The organism is Janthinobacterium sp. (assembly GCF_031995485.1).
Taxonomy (GTDB): Bacteria; Pseudomonadota; Gammaproteobacteria; order Burkholderiales; family Burkholderiaceae_D; genus Janthinobacterium.
In genome coordinates this window covers 30,806-46,919 of sequence record NZ_DAMAGB010000010.1, presented here as the reverse complement: position 1 = coordinate 46,919, position 16,114 = coordinate 30,806, and the positions used below count along the sequence as shown (strand labels likewise).

At 66.8% G+C, this 16,114-nt stretch carries 15 protein-coding genes; 11 read left to right on the top strand and 4 right to left on the bottom strand.

Translation table 11 applies throughout. The features are described from left to right. Positions 1–83: 83 nt before the first annotated feature. A complete protein-coding gene (locus RTQ46_RS09165) occupies positions 84–431 on the top strand; it encodes a FlxA-like family protein (protein WP_312436056.1) in 348 nt (115 codons plus the stop codon). An 18-nt stretch (positions 432–449) separates the two neighbouring features. Here RTQ46_RS09165 and RTQ46_RS09160 read toward each other — a convergent pair whose 3' ends face one another. Both RTQ46_RS09160 and RTQ46_RS09155 read right to left on the bottom strand, forming a co-directional pair. Next, complete coding sequence (locus tag RTQ46_RS09160) at positions 450–2,003, bottom strand: ATP-binding protein (protein ID WP_312436055.1); 1,554 nt, start codon at positions 2,001–2,003, stop codon at positions 450–452. Between the two features lie 2 nt (positions 2,004–2,005). Continuing rightward, complete coding sequence (locus tag RTQ46_RS09155) at positions 2,006–2,695, bottom strand: response regulator transcription factor (RefSeq protein WP_312436054.1); 690 nt, start codon at positions 2,693–2,695, stop codon at positions 2,006–2,008. Between the two features lie 205 nt (positions 2,696–2,900). Between RTQ46_RS09155 and RTQ46_RS09150 the strand changes: the two genes are divergently transcribed. The 3 genes from RTQ46_RS09150 to RTQ46_RS09140 all read left to right on the top strand — a co-directional run bounded on the left by RTQ46_RS09150 (position 2,901) and on the right by RTQ46_RS09140 (position 5,088). Next, positions 2,901–3,416, top strand: coding sequence for a Spy/CpxP family protein refolding chaperone (locus RTQ46_RS09150; protein WP_312436052.1), 516 nt, complete (start codon positions 2,901–2,903; stop codon positions 3,414–3,416). A 27-nt stretch (positions 3,417–3,443) separates the two neighbouring features. Further along, positions 3,444–4,103: a hypothetical protein gene (locus tag RTQ46_RS09145; protein ID WP_312436050.1), complete on the top strand. Its 660-nt coding sequence runs from the start codon at positions 3,444–3,446 to the stop codon at positions 4,101–4,103. 124 nt (positions 4,104–4,227) lie between these two features. After that, positions 4,228–5,088, top strand: a complete 861-nt coding sequence (locus RTQ46_RS09140) for an intradiol ring-cleavage dioxygenase (protein WP_312436049.1) — start codon at positions 4,228–4,230, stop codon at positions 5,086–5,088. On the opposite strand, the gene RTQ46_RS09135 is transcribed toward RTQ46_RS09140, so the two are convergent. Together RTQ46_RS09135 and RTQ46_RS09130 are read right to left on the bottom strand one after the other, a co-directional pair. Next, positions 5,085–6,536 carry a DUF1501 domain-containing protein gene (locus RTQ46_RS09135; protein ID WP_312436047.1) on the bottom strand — a complete coding sequence of 484 codons (1,452 nt, stop codon included), beginning with the start codon at positions 6,534–6,536 and terminating at the stop codon, positions 5,085–5,087. The genes RTQ46_RS09140 and RTQ46_RS09135 overlap by 4 nt on opposite strands. A gap of 14 nt (positions 6,537–6,550) precedes the next feature. After that, positions 6,551–8,350, bottom strand: coding sequence for a DUF1800 domain-containing protein (locus tag RTQ46_RS09130; RefSeq protein WP_312436046.1), 1,800 nt, complete (start codon positions 8,348–8,350; stop codon positions 6,551–6,553). 421 nt (positions 8,351–8,771) lie between these two features. On the opposite strand from RTQ46_RS09130, the gene RTQ46_RS09125 reads away from it, so the two are divergent. The 7 genes from RTQ46_RS09125 to RTQ46_RS09095 are packed head-to-tail and all read left to right on the top strand — an operon-like array spanning position 8,772 to position 16,113. Continuing rightward, positions 8,772–9,335, top strand: a complete 564-nt coding sequence (locus RTQ46_RS09125; protein ID WP_312436044.1) for a hypothetical protein — start codon at positions 8,772–8,774, stop codon at positions 9,333–9,335. 49 nt (positions 9,336–9,384) lie between these two features. Continuing rightward, positions 9,385–10,089: a hypothetical protein gene (locus tag RTQ46_RS09120; protein ID WP_312436043.1), complete on the top strand. Its 705-nt coding sequence runs from the start codon at positions 9,385–9,387 to the stop codon at positions 10,087–10,089. A 4-nt stretch (positions 10,090–10,093) separates the two neighbouring features. Next, positions 10,094–11,464, top strand: coding sequence for a hypothetical protein (locus RTQ46_RS09115; RefSeq protein ID WP_312436041.1), 1,371 nt, complete (start codon positions 10,094–10,096; stop codon positions 11,462–11,464). 10 nt (positions 11,465–11,474) lie between these two features. Next, the gene (locus tag RTQ46_RS09110; RefSeq protein WP_312436040.1) at positions 11,475–13,625 is read left to right on the top strand and encodes a hypothetical protein; all 2,151 of its coding nucleotides are present in this window, start codon (positions 11,475–11,477) and stop codon (positions 13,623–13,625) included. Between the two features lie 17 nt (positions 13,626–13,642). Continuing rightward, positions 13,643–14,671 carry a hypothetical protein gene (locus RTQ46_RS09105; protein ID WP_312436038.1) on the top strand — a complete coding sequence of 343 codons (1,029 nt, stop codon included), beginning with the start codon at positions 13,643–13,645 and terminating at the stop codon, positions 14,669–14,671. After that, positions 14,655–15,470: a GIY-YIG nuclease family protein gene (locus tag RTQ46_RS09100; RefSeq protein ID WP_312436036.1), complete on the top strand. Its 816-nt coding sequence runs from the start codon at positions 14,655–14,657 to the stop codon at positions 15,468–15,470. The genes RTQ46_RS09105 and RTQ46_RS09100 overlap by 17 nt, the downstream gene beginning before the upstream one ends. A gap of 19 nt (positions 15,471–15,489) precedes the next feature. Next, positions 15,490–16,113: a hypothetical protein gene (locus tag RTQ46_RS09095; RefSeq protein WP_312436035.1), complete on the top strand. Its 624-nt coding sequence runs from the start codon at positions 15,490–15,492 to the stop codon at positions 16,111–16,113. Position 16,114: the final 1 nt, after the last annotated feature.

Genomic DNA, 16,114 nt, shown 5'->3' with positions numbered 1-16,114 from the left:
TACCTGTCTTTACACTTGCGCATCTTTATCTACAGGAAACTTTGCCGATAATTATAGTATCGAAACAGACAGGAGCAATCATCATGGTATCGGCTATCAGTTCAGGCAGTTCGTTCAGCGCAGTGGCCAGCAGCGGCAGTTCCGGCAGCACCACGCAAATCGCCGCCTTGCAAAAGCAGATCACGGCGGCGCAAAAGGAATTGACGGAGTCGCAGAAGGGCGAACAGACGGAAACGGCGCAAAAGCTGCAGCAGCAGCTGGCGCAGCAGATCCAGGCCCTGCAGGCGCAGATCGCGCAGTTGCAGGCGGCCGCCGCTCAGCAGGCGCAGCAGAAACAGGACAGCCAGCAGGCCAGCAGTGCGGATACGGGCAGCAGCCCGGCGCGTTCCGCCAGCTCGACGCTGGGCAGCATTATCGACACCCAGGCCTGAATCGGACCGGCTGCGCCGTCAGCCTGGCTGCCTGGCCGGCAAGCAGATTTCCACGCACAGGCCGCCGCTGCTGCGGTTGCGGGCGGCGATGCTGCCGCCGTGGCCCTTGACCACATGCTGGGCAATCGCCAGTCCCAGGCCGTGGCCGTCGGTGGACTTCTGGGTATTGCTGGAGCGGAAGAACGGTTCGAAGATGGTCGCCAGGTCGGCCTCGGCCACGCCGGGACCATGATCGAGCACGGCGATATGTATTGCCTGCCTGTCCTGATGGCGTGACAGCACCACGCTGACCACGCCTGCGTCGGGACTGTGCTTGATGGCATTGCGCACCACGTTTTCCACCGCGCGCCCCAGCAGTTCCGCCTGGCCGTGCACGACGGTGTGCGCGATATCGGCTTCGCCGCTGACGGTGATGCCGATGCGGCGCTGGTCCGTTTCGGCCTCGAAGCGGGCGTCCTCCACGATATCGTGCAGCAGGTCGGCGATGCTGAAGTCGTCATTGAGCGGGTTGACGGCGCCCGCTTCCAGGCGCGACAGGGTCAGCAGTTCGCCCACCAGTTTGTCCATGCGCACGCTTTCGCGTTCGATGCGGTCCATCGAGGCGGCCAGCTTGTCTGGCTGCTGATGGGCCAGGCCGATGGCGGCCTGCAGGCGCGCCAGCGGCGAGCGCAGTTCGTGGGAGACATCGTGCAGCAGCCGCGTCTGGCTGTCCATCAGGCTGCGCAGGCGGCCCGTCATGCGGTCGAAATCGCGGCCCAGGTCGGTCAGTTCGTCGCCGCGCTTGGTAGCCGCCTGGAAGCGGGGCGCCAGGTCGCCGCCAGAGGCCGCTTCAAAGGCGGCGCGCAAGTCGCGGATCGGGCGCGAAAAATACCAGGCCAGCAGGAACGCAAACAGCAGGCTGGCGGCGGTGGCGGCGATAACCGGGATAAAGGTGCGGTAGGGCGAGTCCATGCGCGGGCCGGGCGGCATGCCGCCGCCCATGCCGTCGCGGCCGGCGATGTCGCGCATGCCGTTCGCATCGGACCCCTGGCCGGGAGGCGGCTGCCACGGCTGGCGCGGCGGCATGCCCTGGCCATCCATGCGGGGACCCTGCGGCATGGCGCGGTTGCCGGCCATGCCCATCGCGTTCAGCGTGGCGCGGGCGGCATCGGTGCCGGCGTTGCGGAAATGTTCGGAAGTGGGCAGGAACAGCAGATATTGCACGCCATCGCTGCCGGTGGCCTGGCGCACGACGGGCCGCGATTGCTCCTGTTCCAGCAGCGCGCGCGCCTTGTTCAGCATGGCCGGATGCACGGTACGGCCCATCAGCTCGCGCCCCTTGCCGTCGATGGCCATCACGCGCATGCGTTCGAGCTTGCCGAGGAACTGGCGCAGCGCCGCGCTGCCGCCCGCTTCCAGCGTGGCGGTGGCCGCTTCGATCGCCATCTGCGCCGGCGGGCTGGTATCGATGTCGAGCGCGCGCGCCTGCTGGGCGGCGCGGCTTTTCAGCCAGAAAGTGCCGCCGATGCCGATGGTGGCGGCCACCTGGGCCAGCAGGATACACAGGAAAAACTTCCAGAACAGGCGGCCCACGCTTATTCCTTGATTAGCTGGTAGCCAAGCCGGTAGACGGTCTGCAGGCAGGAACGGCCATCGTCCAGGCTGCCGAGTTTGCGGCGCAGGCTGCTCAGGTGCACGTCGATATTGCGGTCGAAGCGGGCCATGGGACGGCCCAGTCCCAGTTCGGACAGCTGGTTCTTGCTGACCGGCTTGCCGGCATTGCGCACCAGCACCTCGAGCAGGTTGAACTCCGTGCTGGTCAGTTCCAGCGGCACGCTGGCCCAGGCGGCGCGGCGCTGCTCCGGCCACATGGTCAGCTGGCCGACGATCAACGGCGCGGTGGCCGAGTTGTCGATTGGCACTGCCTGCGAGCGGCGCAGGATGGCGCGGATGCGGGCCGTCAGCTCGCGCGGCGTGCATGGCTTGGTGACGTAATCGTCGGCGCCCAGCTCCAGGCCGACGATGCGGTCGGTATCGTCGCCGCGCGCCGTCAGCATCAGGATCGGCATGCGGCTGCCGGCGCGGATGCGGCGCAGGGTTTCCAGGCCATTCATGCGCGGCATCATCACATCGAGGATGGCGATCGCATATTGCCCCGTCAGCGCCTCGGCCGCGCCCCGCTCGCCGTCATGCACGGCCTTCGCTTCAAAACCTTCCTGCTCCAGATACTCCTGGAACATGCCGACCAGTTCGACGTCGTCGTCGATTAACAATACCTTGCTCATGCGTGTGCTTTTCTCTGCTGTTTCCCATCGTGACCGGCCATGATAGCAGCCCGCCAGGCGCCTGCGGCGCCGTTTTACCCGTTTTTACACAGGCGCGTTCCTGTTTGCCGGCCGTCGGGCTTTACATCTTTTTACCCTGCGCTAACGTTGCTTTACACGCAAGCAACGGACAATCGAAGCTCATTGAAACGAGAGGAATTCAAGCATGAAGCAAGCAACGACAAGCGCAGTCATCTCCCTGCTGCTGGCCGCCGCCCTGGGCGCGCCGCTGGCAGCTTCCGCCCAGCAGGGGCCGGACCGCGGTCCCGGATTCGGTCCCGGCGCGCGCATGGAAGGTCCGCCGCCGGGCCCTGGCCGCGGCTTGGGCGACGGCTTGCCGCCTTTCCTGCACGAAGTAGCACTGAGCGAAGCGCAGCAGGACAAGGTATTTGCCGCCACCCACGCCCAGGCGCCGCTGCTGCGCGAACAGCAAAAGATCGCCTTCAAGGCGCACGAACAACTGCGCGAGCTGGCCGCGTCCAACAGCTATGACGACGCCAGGGCTGCCGCACTGGCCAACAGCGCGGCGCAGGCCATGGCGAAGATCAGCCTGCAGCATGCGCGGCTGGAGCAGCAGCTGCTGGCCGTGCTGACGCCGGAACAGCGCAAAGAGGTGGACGCGCGGCGCGAGGAAGAGCGCCAGGGTCCGGACAGCGGTCCCCGTCCACGCGGTGAAAAATAAGATCAATTCTTGTCCAGGGAGCATGCCATGAGTATCAGCGCCGTCAATTCCGGCAATGCCGCCAGCCAACTGGCCGCATTTGGCCGCCTGAGCGGAACCAGCAGCACCAGTAACAGCAATAGCTACAGCAGCGTGGGCGGCACGCCGCCGCCGAAGCCTGACGACGGGGCTTTTCTAGACGCCATTTCCAGCGCGCTGTCGTCGATCGGCGTCACGGTGGCCGACGGCGAGTCGGACACGTCCGACGATGCGTCCGCGACCGGTACCGCCGGCACCCAGGACGCGGGCCAGGCGCTGGGCGCCTTCCTGCACCAGCTGATGGGCAGCCTGCGCGCGCAAAGCGGCGGCGGCAGTAGCGGCGGCGAGAGCGAAGAGGGCGGCGAGCCGCCGTCGGGGCCACCACCGGCGGGCGGGCGCGGGCCGGGCAATATCGAGTCGGACCTGCAAAGCCTGCTGTCCAAACTGTCGTCGTCGGGCGGCAGCGACGGCGCGGCCACCACCGACAGCAGCCTGAGCGAGCTGCAGTCGAGCTTTTCCAGCCTGCTGAGCGCACTGGGCGGCAGCGCCAACAGCGGCAGTTCCGACAAGCTGGCCAGCTTCCTGCAAGCGCTGTCGGGCAGCCTCGGTTCGGCCAGCGCAGGCGGCAGCCTGTCGTCCAGCGGCAACCTGGTCAATACAACGGCCTGACCATGAACCGCAAGCCAGCCAGCAGGGTGAGAGGCAGCATCGGCGATAAAGCCATGCAATTCTGCTTCCTGTGCGCCAGCCTCAGTCCGGCGCTGGCCGGCTTGCCCCATTTAGCGGAGTACATATGGATTTGCATGATTTCGGCCTCGCGTCCGACCTCGAAGTGATGCAGCGGCAGGCGCTGGAACGGCGCCGGCTGCTGCGCTGGGTGCTGGCGGGCGCTGCCACCTTGCCCCTGATCAGCTGCGGTGGCTCGGGCGGCAGCGACACGGCCAGCGCCTCGACCGGCACCGGCACCGGCAGCAGCGGCACCACGACCACCACTACCACCGCAGGCGCCTGTGCGGTGATTCCGGAAGAAACGGGCGGCCCGTATCCGGCCGACGGCACCAATACCAATGGCGGCAGCATTATCAACGTGCTGAACCAGACCGGCGTGGTGCGCAGCGATATCCGCAGCAGTTTCAACGGCGCCACCGGCGTGGCGGCGGGCGTGCCGCTGACCATCAGGCTGCAGCTGGTCAACGCCAACGCCGGCTGCGCCAGCCTGGCCGGCTACGCGATCTACTTGTGGCATTGCGACCGCGACGGCCTGTATTCGCTGTATTCGAGCGGCGTGACGGCACAGAACTACCTGCGCGGGGTACAGGAAACGGACAGCACGGGCAGCCTGTCGTTCACGACGATCTTTCCGGGCTGTTACTCCGGCCGCATGCCGCACGTGCATTTCGAGGTCTATCCGAGCCTGGCCAGAGCGGCGGCCGCCAGCAACCGTGTCAAGACCTCGCAATTCACGTTTCCGCTGGCAACGCTGAACGAGGTCTACACGGCCAGCGGCTATGCGTCCAGCGTGCGCAACCTGGCGCAGATCAGCTATGCCACCGACAATGTCTTCAGTGACGGCACCAGCTTGCAGATGGCCAGCGTGACGGGCAATGTCACCGATGGCTATGTCGTCACGCTGACCATCGGCGTCAACGGCTAAGCAGGCTGGGCGGTCATGAAACCCAGGTCGCGCTTGCTGAAATTGGCCAGGTTGGGGAACACCTCGCCCAGCTGGCTGTCCGGCACGCCGAACCATTTGGCCAGCGTGGCGCCGTACTGGTCGACCGAGGTGGTCGGCAGCAGCGAGCCGGAGCCCACGTCGAGCTCATGGCCCAGTCCGGTAGTCGGGTAGGCGCCGTAGATATCGCGTCCGCGCACGGCGCCGCCCACCACGAAGTGGTGCGCTCCCCAGCCGTGGTCGGTACCGTCGCCATTGCTGGTAAAGGTGCGGCCGAAGTCCGACGCCGTGAAGGTGGTGACCTGGTTGCGCAGATCGCTGCCCTGCAGCGCGGCCAGCGTGGTGTCGAAGTAGGCGAGCGCGTGCGCCAGGCGCGCCATCAGGTCGGCATGCAGCACTTTCTGGCGGTCGTGGGTGTCGAAGCTGCCCAAGGTCACGTAAAACACCTGCCGCTTCGCGCCCAGCGCACCGCGCGCGCCGATAATGCGCGCCACCGTCTGCAGCTGCACCGCCAGCGGATTGACTGCCGCCACGCCGGTGGTCGGATTGATGTAGGTGGATGGGTTGGGCACGCCGGTCGGGCCGGCCGCCAGCATGGAACTGCTGAGGATGGCCTGGCTGGAGATGGCGCGCTGCACCACCGCTTTTTGTTCCTGTTCGATCAGGTCGTTGCCGGCATCGGCCAGGATGGCTTGCAGGGCGGTGGAGCCGGCAGGCGTGCCGAACAGGTTGCCGCTGGCGCCACGGATCGCCACCGCGCCGCCCTGGCCGACCTGGAACTGGCGTACCTGGCGGCCGCTGAGAAACACCGTATTGCCGGCCGCCGAGATGGCGGTAAACATGGCGTTGGTGTTGCCTGCCACCGTCAGGTCGCCCAGGCGGCCGCCCCAACCCACGCTGGCGCCTTCGGGCTGGCCTGACTGCCAGGTCGACTGCTGGTCGTTGTGCGAAAACAGCTTGGGCGGCAGCGCCACGCTGCGTGCCTTGTACTGCGCCAGGGTGGTCGGCGCGATCAAGGTGCCGACATTGGCCACCACGGCCGCGCGGCCGCCGTCGAACAGCTCTTTCAGCGGACCCAGGCTGGGGTGCAGCGCGAAGCTGCGGCCGGCCTGTGCCGTGGCCGGCGTGATCGGCAGCACGCCGCCCGTTTCGCTCACGCCCGGCAGATGGATCGAATCGCTGCCACCGGTATTGCGCACGCGCAGGTACTCGTTCCACGAAGTGGGGTCGGTGGCCAGCACCGTATTGAACGTGTCGTTGCCGCCGGCAAGGAACAGGCACACCATGGCCTTGTAATCGTTGGCCGACTGCGCGGCGGCGTTGCCCATGGCGGCCAGGTTCAGCGCGAACGGCGCGGCGCTGGTGCCGGCCAGGGTCAGCATGGAGCCGAGAAAACGGCGGCGGGAAAAATGGGGCGCGTTGGTGGTCATGAGTCTGTCCTTGCTTATTTCTGCACCAGGTAATCGGTCGAGGCCATGGCCAGGAAAATCGCCAGCTTGACGCGGTTGGCCTGCGCATTGGCGACCTGCGTGGCATTGCCGGCCGTGGCGGCCGGCAGCGTAATGGTATTGACGGCGCCGACGATCTGTCCGCGCAGCCGCGATGGCATGGCGCCCTGCAGCAGCAACAGGTCGACCCGGTCGACCACCGCATTGGCGTCGCCGGCCAGCGCCAGTTCCTTCGTGTAGTCGGGTTTGACTTCGCGGCTTTCGCCCACACCCGTATTGATCGCCTCTTGCATGAAATTCAGGTAGCCTGTCACGGACGGTTCCGAGCTGACCTGCAGTTCCGGCGCCACCAGGCCCGCGCTGGCAATCGCCGAATTGGGCGGTACATACGATGGGCGGAAAAAATTGAATACGGAGGCGGCGTTCAGCGGGCTTTGCGCCAGGCCCGTCAACGGGTCGTCCAGGTAATAGATGCGATAGCGGCCCGTCGTCGCCTTGGCGTCGAAGGCGCGCATCCAGCCGGCCAGGCGCAGCAGCGGTTCGCGCAGCTTGCCGGTGCGCAGGGTGGTGCCGGCAGGTGCCAGCGCTTCCGGGTCGAGCAGGACGGCGCGCACCATGGCTTGCATGTCGCCGCGCACGCCCTTGCCATTGTTGGCAAACACGGCCGAGACGCGGCCGATATACGCGGCGCTCGGGTTGCTGGTGACCAGGCGCTGGATCAGCTGGCGGCTGAAGAACGGCGCCGCGTTCGGATGGTTGAACAGGGTGTCGAGCGCCACCTTGATATCGGCTTCGCCGCTGGTGGCGCCGGAAATGGTCTGGCCCAGGAAGCGTTTTTCGCTGCTCGAATGAAGGGCCGGATACATCTGCATCGGTTTCCAGTCGCGGTCGGGGTCGGCCGTGCCGCCATTGAAGCGGTTGGTGGACTGGTCCGGGCCGGCCCAGCTCAGGCCGGTAAACACCTTGGCCAGGCCGGCCACGTCTTCGCGTGCATAGGTATCAACCGGCTTGCCGCTCGACAGGTTCAGGCTGCCGTCCGCATTGAGCTGGTATAGGCCGATGGAAAACAGCTGCATCACTTCGCGCGCGAAATTCTCGTCGGGCGTGCGCGTGCCCGATTCTTTCTGGTTGCGCAGGTGCGACAGGTACAGGCCCATCATCGGGTGCAGCGCCACGCCTTCGAGCAGGTTGCGGAAGTTGCCGAATGCATGCTGCCCCAGCATGTCGACATAGCTGGCGGTGCCGCGCACTTGCGCCTTGACCGATTCGTTTTGCAGCGAGATGACGAAAATTTCCGACAGCGCAAACGCCACGCGCTGGCGCAGTTGATCTTCGCCCTGGATGGCCTGCAGCCAGAACGACTCATAAAACGCCGTGTAGTTGACCTTGGCGCCGCCGGCCGCCTGGGTCGCCAGCATCTGGTCGATATAGCTGCGGTGCAGGGTCTGCGGCTTGACGAACTGGGCCGTAAACCAGGCGTCGCTGTCGCTGGCGGCCAGTGCATCGATCGCCGCCATGTTCGGGCCCATGGTAGCGCGGCCGAGAAAGCGCGCGGCTTCGGCCCGCGTAAAGGTGCGCGCGGCAACGGGAGCCGGTGCGGGTGACGGCGCCACCACCGGCGGCGTGACCGTACCTGGCGCAGCGGGCGTGGCCGGCGTTGTCACTGGCAGCGTGACGACAACTTCCGGCCGCTGTGCCGATGGTTGCGCGCTGTCGCCGCCGCCACCGCCGCCGCAGGCGGCCAGCAGGCTCAATAAAGTTGACGCCAGCACGCGGCGCACGTTCGGGTAGCTCATTTAGTTTCCGTTGGGCAAGTTGTGGTAAGCCCCGTCATTGTAGAGCCTGCTCATAAGAAATAGCGTTTCCAAACCGATATTTTCGGTTTGATCACATTGTGCATTGGTTGCAGATGGGCATTTTTTGTCAGGTATTGAAGGAACTTGCCTGCTTTTTTTATTTTGCAGTAAGGAAATATTTTTACCTGAAAACGTCTACTGTCGCATATTAGATACGCAAAACTTTCGATAAATTAAGCTTGTCAGAAAAGCTCATATTGAAGCGAAACTGGGTTCGCCGGAAACCATGGTTGTTACACCATCGGCGAAGCGTATTTCGCCGGATTTGGGTGATATTCCAGGTCCGGGCGCTGGCACGGGCCTTGCAAAAAAAACGGCACCAGGGCTGCTTGCCCCTGACTTTCAGTTGCCGGAGCCTGTCATGACCAGTCGCTTGCTCGCTTACCGTCCCGAAATGGAAATGGCCTTGCCCGCCGCCGCGCTGCCGCTGCAGCAGGAAGATGAACTGGCGCTGGCCACCCGCTTGCTGGAGGTGCGCACGGCGAGCGATGTCGGCGCCTATCTCTCGCACCTGCTGGCCACCACCGGTGCCGGCCGCCAGTTGCGCGGCACGCCGCTGGCACGGCCGCTGCGCCAACTGCTGGGTCAAATACTGGCGCCGCTGCTGCCGTTGCACGGCGCGGCACCGGAACGCCTGCGGCGCATGGCGCGCATCTTCGGCATGGAGCTGGAAGGGCTGAGCCCGGAAGACAAGGAATTCGAACTGGCGAGACGCACGGTGCAGCTGATCTGTTCAGTCGCCACGGAACTGGCGCGGCACGGCGGGGCCAGCGGCGCGCCGCAACCCAAGGTGGCGGCAGCGCTGCTGCAGGCCGCGCGCACGCTGGCGCCTGGCCTGCTCAAGCATGCGGCGCAGGCGTCGCGGCCACCGGCGGCAGGACGCTGGCGCCGCGAAGGCGGGCACATCGTCGTGTCCGGTTGTTAGGGGCGGGCGGCCTGGCCGTCCGGTAACGTTTTACTCACGGGAGCTCATCATGCATGACATCGATCGTACCACCATGGAATACGGCCAGGAAACGTCTGCCTTCGAAGCGGAGCAGTTCGAATATGGCCAGGGCGAATGGAGCGGCGAGGGCGGCAACGCGCTGTTCTCGGAAGCAGAGGAAATGGAGCTGGCCAATGAACTGCTGTCGGTCAGCAATGAAGCCGAACTGGAACAGTTTCTCGGCAATTTCCTGCGCAAGGCCGCCTCGGTGGCGGGCAGCGTCATCAAGTCGCCGATCGGCCAGGCCGTCGGCGGCGTGCTCAAGGGCGTGGCGAAAAAGGCGATTCCGCTGGCTGGCGGCGCCATCGGCGGCTATTTCGGCGGCCCGCTGGGCGCCAAGATCGGCAGCGGCCTGGCCTCGGCGGCCGGCAACGCGCTGGGCCTGGAGGCGGAAAGCAGTTCGAACGAGGACCGCGAGTTCGAAGGCGCGAAGCAGTTCGTGCGCCTGGCAGCCGACACCGTCAACCGGGCCACGCAGGCACGCCAGGGCGGCGATCCGCGCGCGGTTGCCCAGTCGGCGGCCAGCGCGGCGGCGCGCCAGTTCGCGCCGGGACTGCTGGCGCGCCCCGGCGGTTCATCCGCGCAAAATGGCGGCGGCGCGGCAAGGCCGGGACAGGGGCCGGGGCAGGGCGGGCGCGGGGCCAGCGGCCGCTGGGCGCGCCAGGGCCAGAAAATCGTCCTGTACGGCGTCTGACATCATGGCCATCGGCGCTTATGCCGGCTGGATGCTGGCCCAGGAAGCACGCTCGCTGCTGGCGCGCCTGGGACGGCTGGAACCGTTCGCGCTGATCGAGCCGACGGTGCTGGCCGCCGCCCTGATGCCCAGCGCCCAGTCGGCCATCGAAAGCCAGCTGGTGCAGGGCCGGCGCGAGCTGCGGCGGCTGGTGACGCAGTTCCAGTGGTGGCTGCGGCGCGAGCTGGAGAACCGTGCCAGCACTGCCACGCCGGCCGAGGCACAGCGCCGCTTTACTTTCCTGCGCCTGAAATTCAATGCGGCGCTGACCCAGTTCGACCTGTTCAACGAGGTCATCACGCAGCGCAGCGAGCACAAGACGGGCGTCTGGCTGTCGGGACTCGATATCGTTGCCGCCGATGCGCTCGCGCTGCCCGGGCGCTATTACCAGAGCCCGCCGCTGATCTGCTACCTGGACCGGGGGCCGGGCGCCGCGATCCGCCGTGCGCGCACGCGCTTGCCGGGCGGCGGCGAGAATCCGGTCGCCATCATCCGCCTGCCGCGCGAACGCATGATCGGCAGCGGCATCGCTTCCTCGCTGGTGCACGAGATCGGCCACCAGGGCGCGGCGCTGCTGGACCTGGTGGCGTCATTGCGCCCGGTGTTGCAGGCGATGCAGCATGGCGGCAGCGGAGCAGTGCACGTGTGGCAGCTGTGGGAGCGCTGGATCTCCGAGATCGTCGCCGATTTCTGGTCGCTGGCACGGGTTGGCGTGGCCGCCACGCTGGGCCTGATCGGCGTGGTCAGCCTGCCGCGCGTGTTTGTGTTCCGCCTGAACCTGGACGACCCGCATCCGGTGCCGTGGCTGCGCGTGCGCCTGAGCTGCGCCATGGGCCGCGCCCTGTATCCGCACCCGCAGTGGACCCGCATCGAGCAGCTGTGGCTGTCATATTACCCGCCGCAGGGACTGCCGCCGGCCCAGCAGCAGTTGCTGCGCCAGCTGGAGGCCAGCATGGCGGCGCTGGTGGGCCTGCTGGTGCAGCATCGCCCGCCTGCCCTGCAGGGCAGCTCGCTGGCCGAAGTGATGGCCGTGCACACGCGCCAGCCAGCCCTGCTGGCGCAGCTGTTCCGGCGCTGGAGCGCGGCGCCGCGCCAGATGTACCAGGCGGCGCCCACGCTGGTGTTTGCGGTGCTGGGCCAGGCGCGCGCCAGCGGTGGCCTGAGCCCGGAGGACGAAAGTGAATTGCTGGGGCGCTTGCTGACCCACTGGGCCCTGCGCGCCACGCTCGACACGTCGGAACTGTGCGCAGATGTACTACGCCATAGCGCGCTGCGCCATGGCAGGCTGCCTGGCGCACCGTTGCCGCAGCTGGCGTCACGACTGATTATCCATTGAGGAGAATGACATGAGCAGCAAACACAGGGCCGCTGGCCAGGCAGGCGCAGGGCCGAAAGACGAAGGGGGCAGCATCGCCGTCACCGTACATGAACGCGATAGCGGGCGCATGGTGGTCAATGCCGCCATCAGCCTGTACCGCAATGGCGACGCCAGTTGCCAGCAGTTCGATCCGGCTGCCTGGGTGACGGATCCGGCCATGCTGGTCGGCGTGCGCTGGACCGATGGCGGTGGCGGCACCGTGTTTTCCCACCTGCCGAGCGGCAGCTACGTGGGCATGTACGGCAACTTCCCCGCCACGGCGCCGCAATGCGTGCAGGTGCAGGCCGGCTGCAGCGCCATGCTGTGTTTCCAGCCGCAGATCAATCCCCAGGTGGAGCTGGTATTTGAAACCGGCGACTGCCAGCCCAGCGACTGCAATTTCGGCCGCGTCGGCGACCGGGCGGTGGCCACCGTCTCGTTCGATGGCGACCAGAGTGCCGACGGCCGCGCGCTGGTGCAGGTGCTGGCGGCCTCGCCGTGGATGCCGCTGCGCGGCAAGCTGCATGCGTTTTTCACGCGCGTGCGGCGCGCCGGCATGCACCGGTTTGCGGCGCAGATGATGCTGTCGCAGCGGCCCGAGGTGTACAACCTGCTGCCTACGCCGGAGGGGCTGAGCCCGAACGCCATGCTGGCGGTCGACGCCGAGTACGACACGGAAGAGCGCCAGCCGACGCCGATTTCCGGCAATGTGGGCGTGTCGCTGTCGCGCACGGAGACCGAACCGACCGAAGACCTGCCGCTGTGGACGCTGATCCGCAACAGCACCGAGGCCATGTCGTTTACCAATTACCTGCACTTCATGGACAGCCTGTTCTGCAGCGACGTGGCCGGCGTGCGCGGCTTCGAGCAGGAACGCTTCGTGAAAAAGGCCGAGGTATTCCAGCAGCTCAAGCAGCGGCGTGCCCTGCCGTTCTCGGACGCGGATTCCTATCGCGTGCTGAAGGTGGCGACGGAAGCGTTCGTGATGGTCAATTGCGGCGTGCTCAATCAGCCGCTCGCCTTCAACCCGGCCGAAGACAATGCGTATCTGGACCGGCGCGACATTCCGCTGGGGCGCGACCTGGAAACCGTGCTGCGCAGCGACTACCTGGAAAATGTCGACGGCTTCCAGACCTTGCCCTACCTGGCCGTGATCCGCCGCAAGCTGCCCGATATTCCGGTCAGCATTCCGCGTGGACAGGAAGGCGAAGTGGACCTGTGCTTCGGCATCATCCAGGAAAAACTGGCCAATCCCTGCCTGCTCGAACTGATCTGGTCGTACTGGCACGAAGAAGGCATGCTGGTGCAAACCATGAACGCCATCACGCAGCGCTTCCAGAACCTGCGCGCGCCGGGCAGGCATCTCGATCCCCTGTCGAACACGGAAATCGACATGCTGCGTCCCTTGAACAATCTGCTGTGGGGCTATACCCAGGATGAGCAGCATCGGCTGACCGTGATGCGCCGCAACTACGAGTATGACCATCATTACGGCGTGCGGCTCGATGGCAAGGCAGTGCAGCACTTCCGGCCAGCCGACAGCCGCTCGAAATTCCTGGAAGCCTTCCACCACCTGCTGCGGCTGCTGACCTCGTTCTACAAGCAGGATGACGACACCACCGTCAAGGCCGACGCCTTCCCGGTACTGAATGCCCTGAAGGAGATCCACCTGATCCTGTCGCAGGGCGCGCACAACCAGTTCGGCGACCTGCCATCCACCGCCCGCATCGAAATGCTGATGCAGCAATGGATGCTGGCGCGGCCCGAGTTCCGCGAGTTTTTGCCCACGCGCGTGATGGTGGCGTATCCGGAACCGTGGATGGACCGCGTCGACGCCATGAAAAAACTGCAGGGCTGGACCGATACCAGCGTGATGCACTTCCGTAACCTGGCCATCTTCGGCGAACAGCTGCTGCTGTCGGTGCGCTACGGCAACTGGAGCGATATCTACGAGCCGACCCAGGCGTTCAACTGGGCCCGCTTCTGGCGGCCGCAGGTGCAGGGTTATATCCACGGCTACCGCGCCGCCACCGGGGTCGACCTGTCGGTCGATACCAGCGACCCGGCGGTCGAAGCGACCATGCCGTCGATCCTGCTGCGCCAGCGCCTCAGCCAGCAGCTGCGCAGCGTGCAGGGGTAAGCAGGAAGCGGGCGCGCATGCTCGATTTTACCAGTGCCCTGTACCTGGGCATGCGCCATCCCTCAACGCTGCTGGCGCCGTGGGAGGCGCTGACGCTGGGCCAGCCGGCCGCGCTGCAGGAGCCGGCCGGCGCGCGCGCGCTGGCGGCCGAGCTGGCCCGCTTGCAGGGCTGCCAGGGCGCCTGTTTGCTGCCGTCGACGCTGCATCTGTTCTGGGACCTGTTCGGCATGCTCGCTGCCGAGCCGCTGGCCATCCTGATCGACGGCGGCAGCTATCCGATCGCACGCTGGGGCGCCGAACGCGCGCAGGCGCTGGGATTGCCGCTGCAGCTGTTCCGCTCGGGCGAGGTGGCGGCGCTACAGCAGCTGGCGCATCGCTGGCGGCGCGCCGGACGGCGCCCGCTGATCGTGGCAGACGGTTATGTGCCGGGCAGCGAGCAGCCGCCGCCACTGGCGCGCTATGCGCAGATCGCCGAGGACGGCGGCGGTTATCTGCTGCTGGACGACACGCAGGTACTGGGCTTGAGCGGGAAACGGGGCGGAGGCTCGGCGCGCCGGCATGGCCTGGTCGGCGAACGCCTGATCATCGCCGCCTCGCTGGCCAAGGGCTTTGGCGTGCCGCTGGCGCTGCTGGGTTCCAGCCGTGCGGTGCTGCGGCGCTTCGAGGCGCACAGCCAGACGCGCGTGCATGCCAGCCCGCCGTCGGCGGCGGTGCTGGCGGCGGCGCGCCGGGCGCTCGATATCAATCTGCGCCATGGCGACAGTCTGCGCGCCCGGCTGGCAGCCAATGTGGCGCAGTGGCGCGGCAGCATGCAACGGGCTGGCATCGCCAGCCTTGGCGGGACGTTTCCCGTGCAGCGCCTGCCCGGCCTGGCCCGGCTGCAGGGGCCGCTGGCGCAGGCCGGCGTGCGGGCACTGGCGCAGACGGACGGCGGCGCGGGAGCGCTGACGTTTTTGTTGCGGGCCGATCATGTGCCGGCGCAGCTGGCACAGGTGATCGGGCTGCTGGAAGATCATGTGAGGAGGCGATATGAACGAGTCATTTGAAGTGCTGCCGTTTGGCGTGCAGCCGGCCCAGGCGATGGAGTGGGAACAGGAACAGGAATGGGAGCAAGGGCAGGAATGGGAACAGGAATGGGAAGACGAGGACGAGCAGGAGTGGGAGGACGAACGCTTGCGCCGCCCCGGCGGCGGCGGGCGTGGCCGGGGCGGCGGCCTGCGTGCGCGGCCGCCATTGCGCGGCCCGCGCCGGCCCATGCCGCCACGCTACCAGCCGCGACGGCCGCCACCACGCTATCCCGCGTATCCCTTGCCGTACCTGCCGCCGCGTTTCCGTGGCTGGGGCAGCTATCCGGTACCCTATCCCGTGCCAGAGCCGGCGCTCGGGCCTGAACCGGGATTCGATCAGCAGGACGAACCGGATCAGGGCGTCGATGAAGGGCAGGGCGAGGTACCGCCGGTGCTCGCTGCAACGCTGGGCCGCATCCCGCAGGGCGCCAGCCTGCAATACCAGTCGCTGGGAAATATCGAGGCCGCCGTCAAGGACCCGAAAGGCACCGGTGCGGGCCTGTACCTGATCGAATTCGATACCAGGGATGGCCGGCGCGCCTACAGCGGCCAGACCGACAACTTGCGGCGGCGCCTCAAGCAGCATCACCTGTGCGGCAAGATGATGGGCCTGGACATGGGCAAGCATGTGGTCTATGTGGCGCCGTTATCGTCCGCCGCCCAGCGGCGACAGATCGAAAAAGACATCCATGGCGACATGTTCACGCACCGGCGCGGCGTGCTGACCAACCAGCGGCGCGAACTGGAGATGGAAGTGATGGGCGAGACTTGGGGTTGACCTGACCAGGGAGATCATCATGCATCAACTTGAATGCGAATGCGGCCAGTGCCGGCAGCGCGCCGGCGCGGGCTTTGAAGTGATGGAGTTTGGCGCGCAGCCAGCCTTGTTTGGCGAACAGGAAGAACTGGAGCTGGCGATGGAGCTGCTGGAGGTGTCCAGCGAACAGGAACTGGAGCAGTTTCTCGGCAAGGTTTTCAAAAGTGTCTGGAAGGGCGTCAAGAAGATTGCCAGGCCCCTCGGCGGCGCCCTGAAGGCGGTGGCGAAGACGGCCTTGCCCTTCGTCGGCGGCGCGCTCGGCTCGATGATCCCGATTCCGGGCGTGGGCACGGCGCTCGGTTCGGCGCTGGGCCGCGCCGCCAGCAATGCGCTGGAGCTGGAATTCGGCGCCGAACTGTCTGGCGAGGACGAACTGGAGGTGGCGCGCCGCTTCGTGCGCGTGGCGGGCCAGGCGGCGCAGCTGGCCGGGCAGTCGGCCGAGAACGGCGACGGCGGCCCGCGCGCGGTGGAGCAGGCGCTGACGCAGGCGCTGCGGTGGCAGTTGCCGCATTTTCGCCCGGCCGTGCCGCAAGGTGGCGAGAGCGGGCGCTGGCGGCGGCGCGGCAGCCGCATCGTGCTGACCGGGGTGGCGCCCGGGGCGTAAG

Bases quoted from the DNA above. Each gene is read 5' to 3' on its own strand.
- RTQ46_RS09125 (WP_312436044.1), top strand. From the start codon at position 8,772: ATGACCAGTCGCTTGCTCGCTTACCGTCCCGAAATGGAAATGGCCTTG.
- RTQ46_RS09130 (WP_312436046.1), bottom strand. From the start codon at position 8,350: ATGAGCTACCCGAACGTGCGCCGCGTGCTGGCGTCAACTTTATTGAGC.
- RTQ46_RS09100 (WP_312436036.1), top strand. From the start codon at position 14,655: ATGAACGAGTCATTTGAAGTGCTGCCGTTTGGCGTGCAGCCGGCCCAG.
- RTQ46_RS09095 (WP_312436035.1), top strand. From the start codon at position 15,490: ATGCATCAACTTGAATGCGAATGCGGCCAGTGCCGGCAGCGCGCCGGC.
- RTQ46_RS09145 (WP_312436050.1), top strand. From the start codon at position 3,444: ATGAGTATCAGCGCCGTCAATTCCGGCAATGCCGCCAGCCAACTGGCC.
- RTQ46_RS09120 (WP_312436043.1), top strand. From the start codon at position 9,385: ATGCATGACATCGATCGTACCACCATGGAATACGGCCAGGAAACGTCT.
- RTQ46_RS09140 (WP_312436049.1), top strand. From the start codon at position 4,228: ATGGATTTGCATGATTTCGGCCTCGCGTCCGACCTCGAAGTGATGCAG.
- RTQ46_RS09165 (WP_312436056.1), top strand. From the start codon at position 84: ATGGTATCGGCTATCAGTTCAGGCAGTTCGTTCAGCGCAGTGGCCAGC.
- RTQ46_RS09155 (WP_312436054.1), bottom strand. From the start codon at position 2,695: ATGAGCAAGGTATTGTTAATCGACGACGACGTCGAACTGGTCGGCATG.
- RTQ46_RS09115 (WP_312436041.1), top strand. From the start codon at position 10,094: ATGGCCATCGGCGCTTATGCCGGCTGGATGCTGGCCCAGGAAGCACGC.
- RTQ46_RS09150 (WP_312436052.1), top strand. From the start codon at position 2,901: ATGAAGCAAGCAACGACAAGCGCAGTCATCTCCCTGCTGCTGGCCGCC.
- RTQ46_RS09110 (WP_312436040.1), top strand. From the start codon at position 11,475: ATGAGCAGCAAACACAGGGCCGCTGGCCAGGCAGGCGCAGGGCCGAAA.
- RTQ46_RS09105 (WP_312436038.1), top strand. From the start codon at position 13,643: ATGCTCGATTTTACCAGTGCCCTGTACCTGGGCATGCGCCATCCCTCA.
- RTQ46_RS09135 (WP_312436047.1), bottom strand. From the start codon at position 6,536: ATGACCACCAACGCGCCCCATTTTTCCCGCCGCCGTTTTCTCGGCTCC.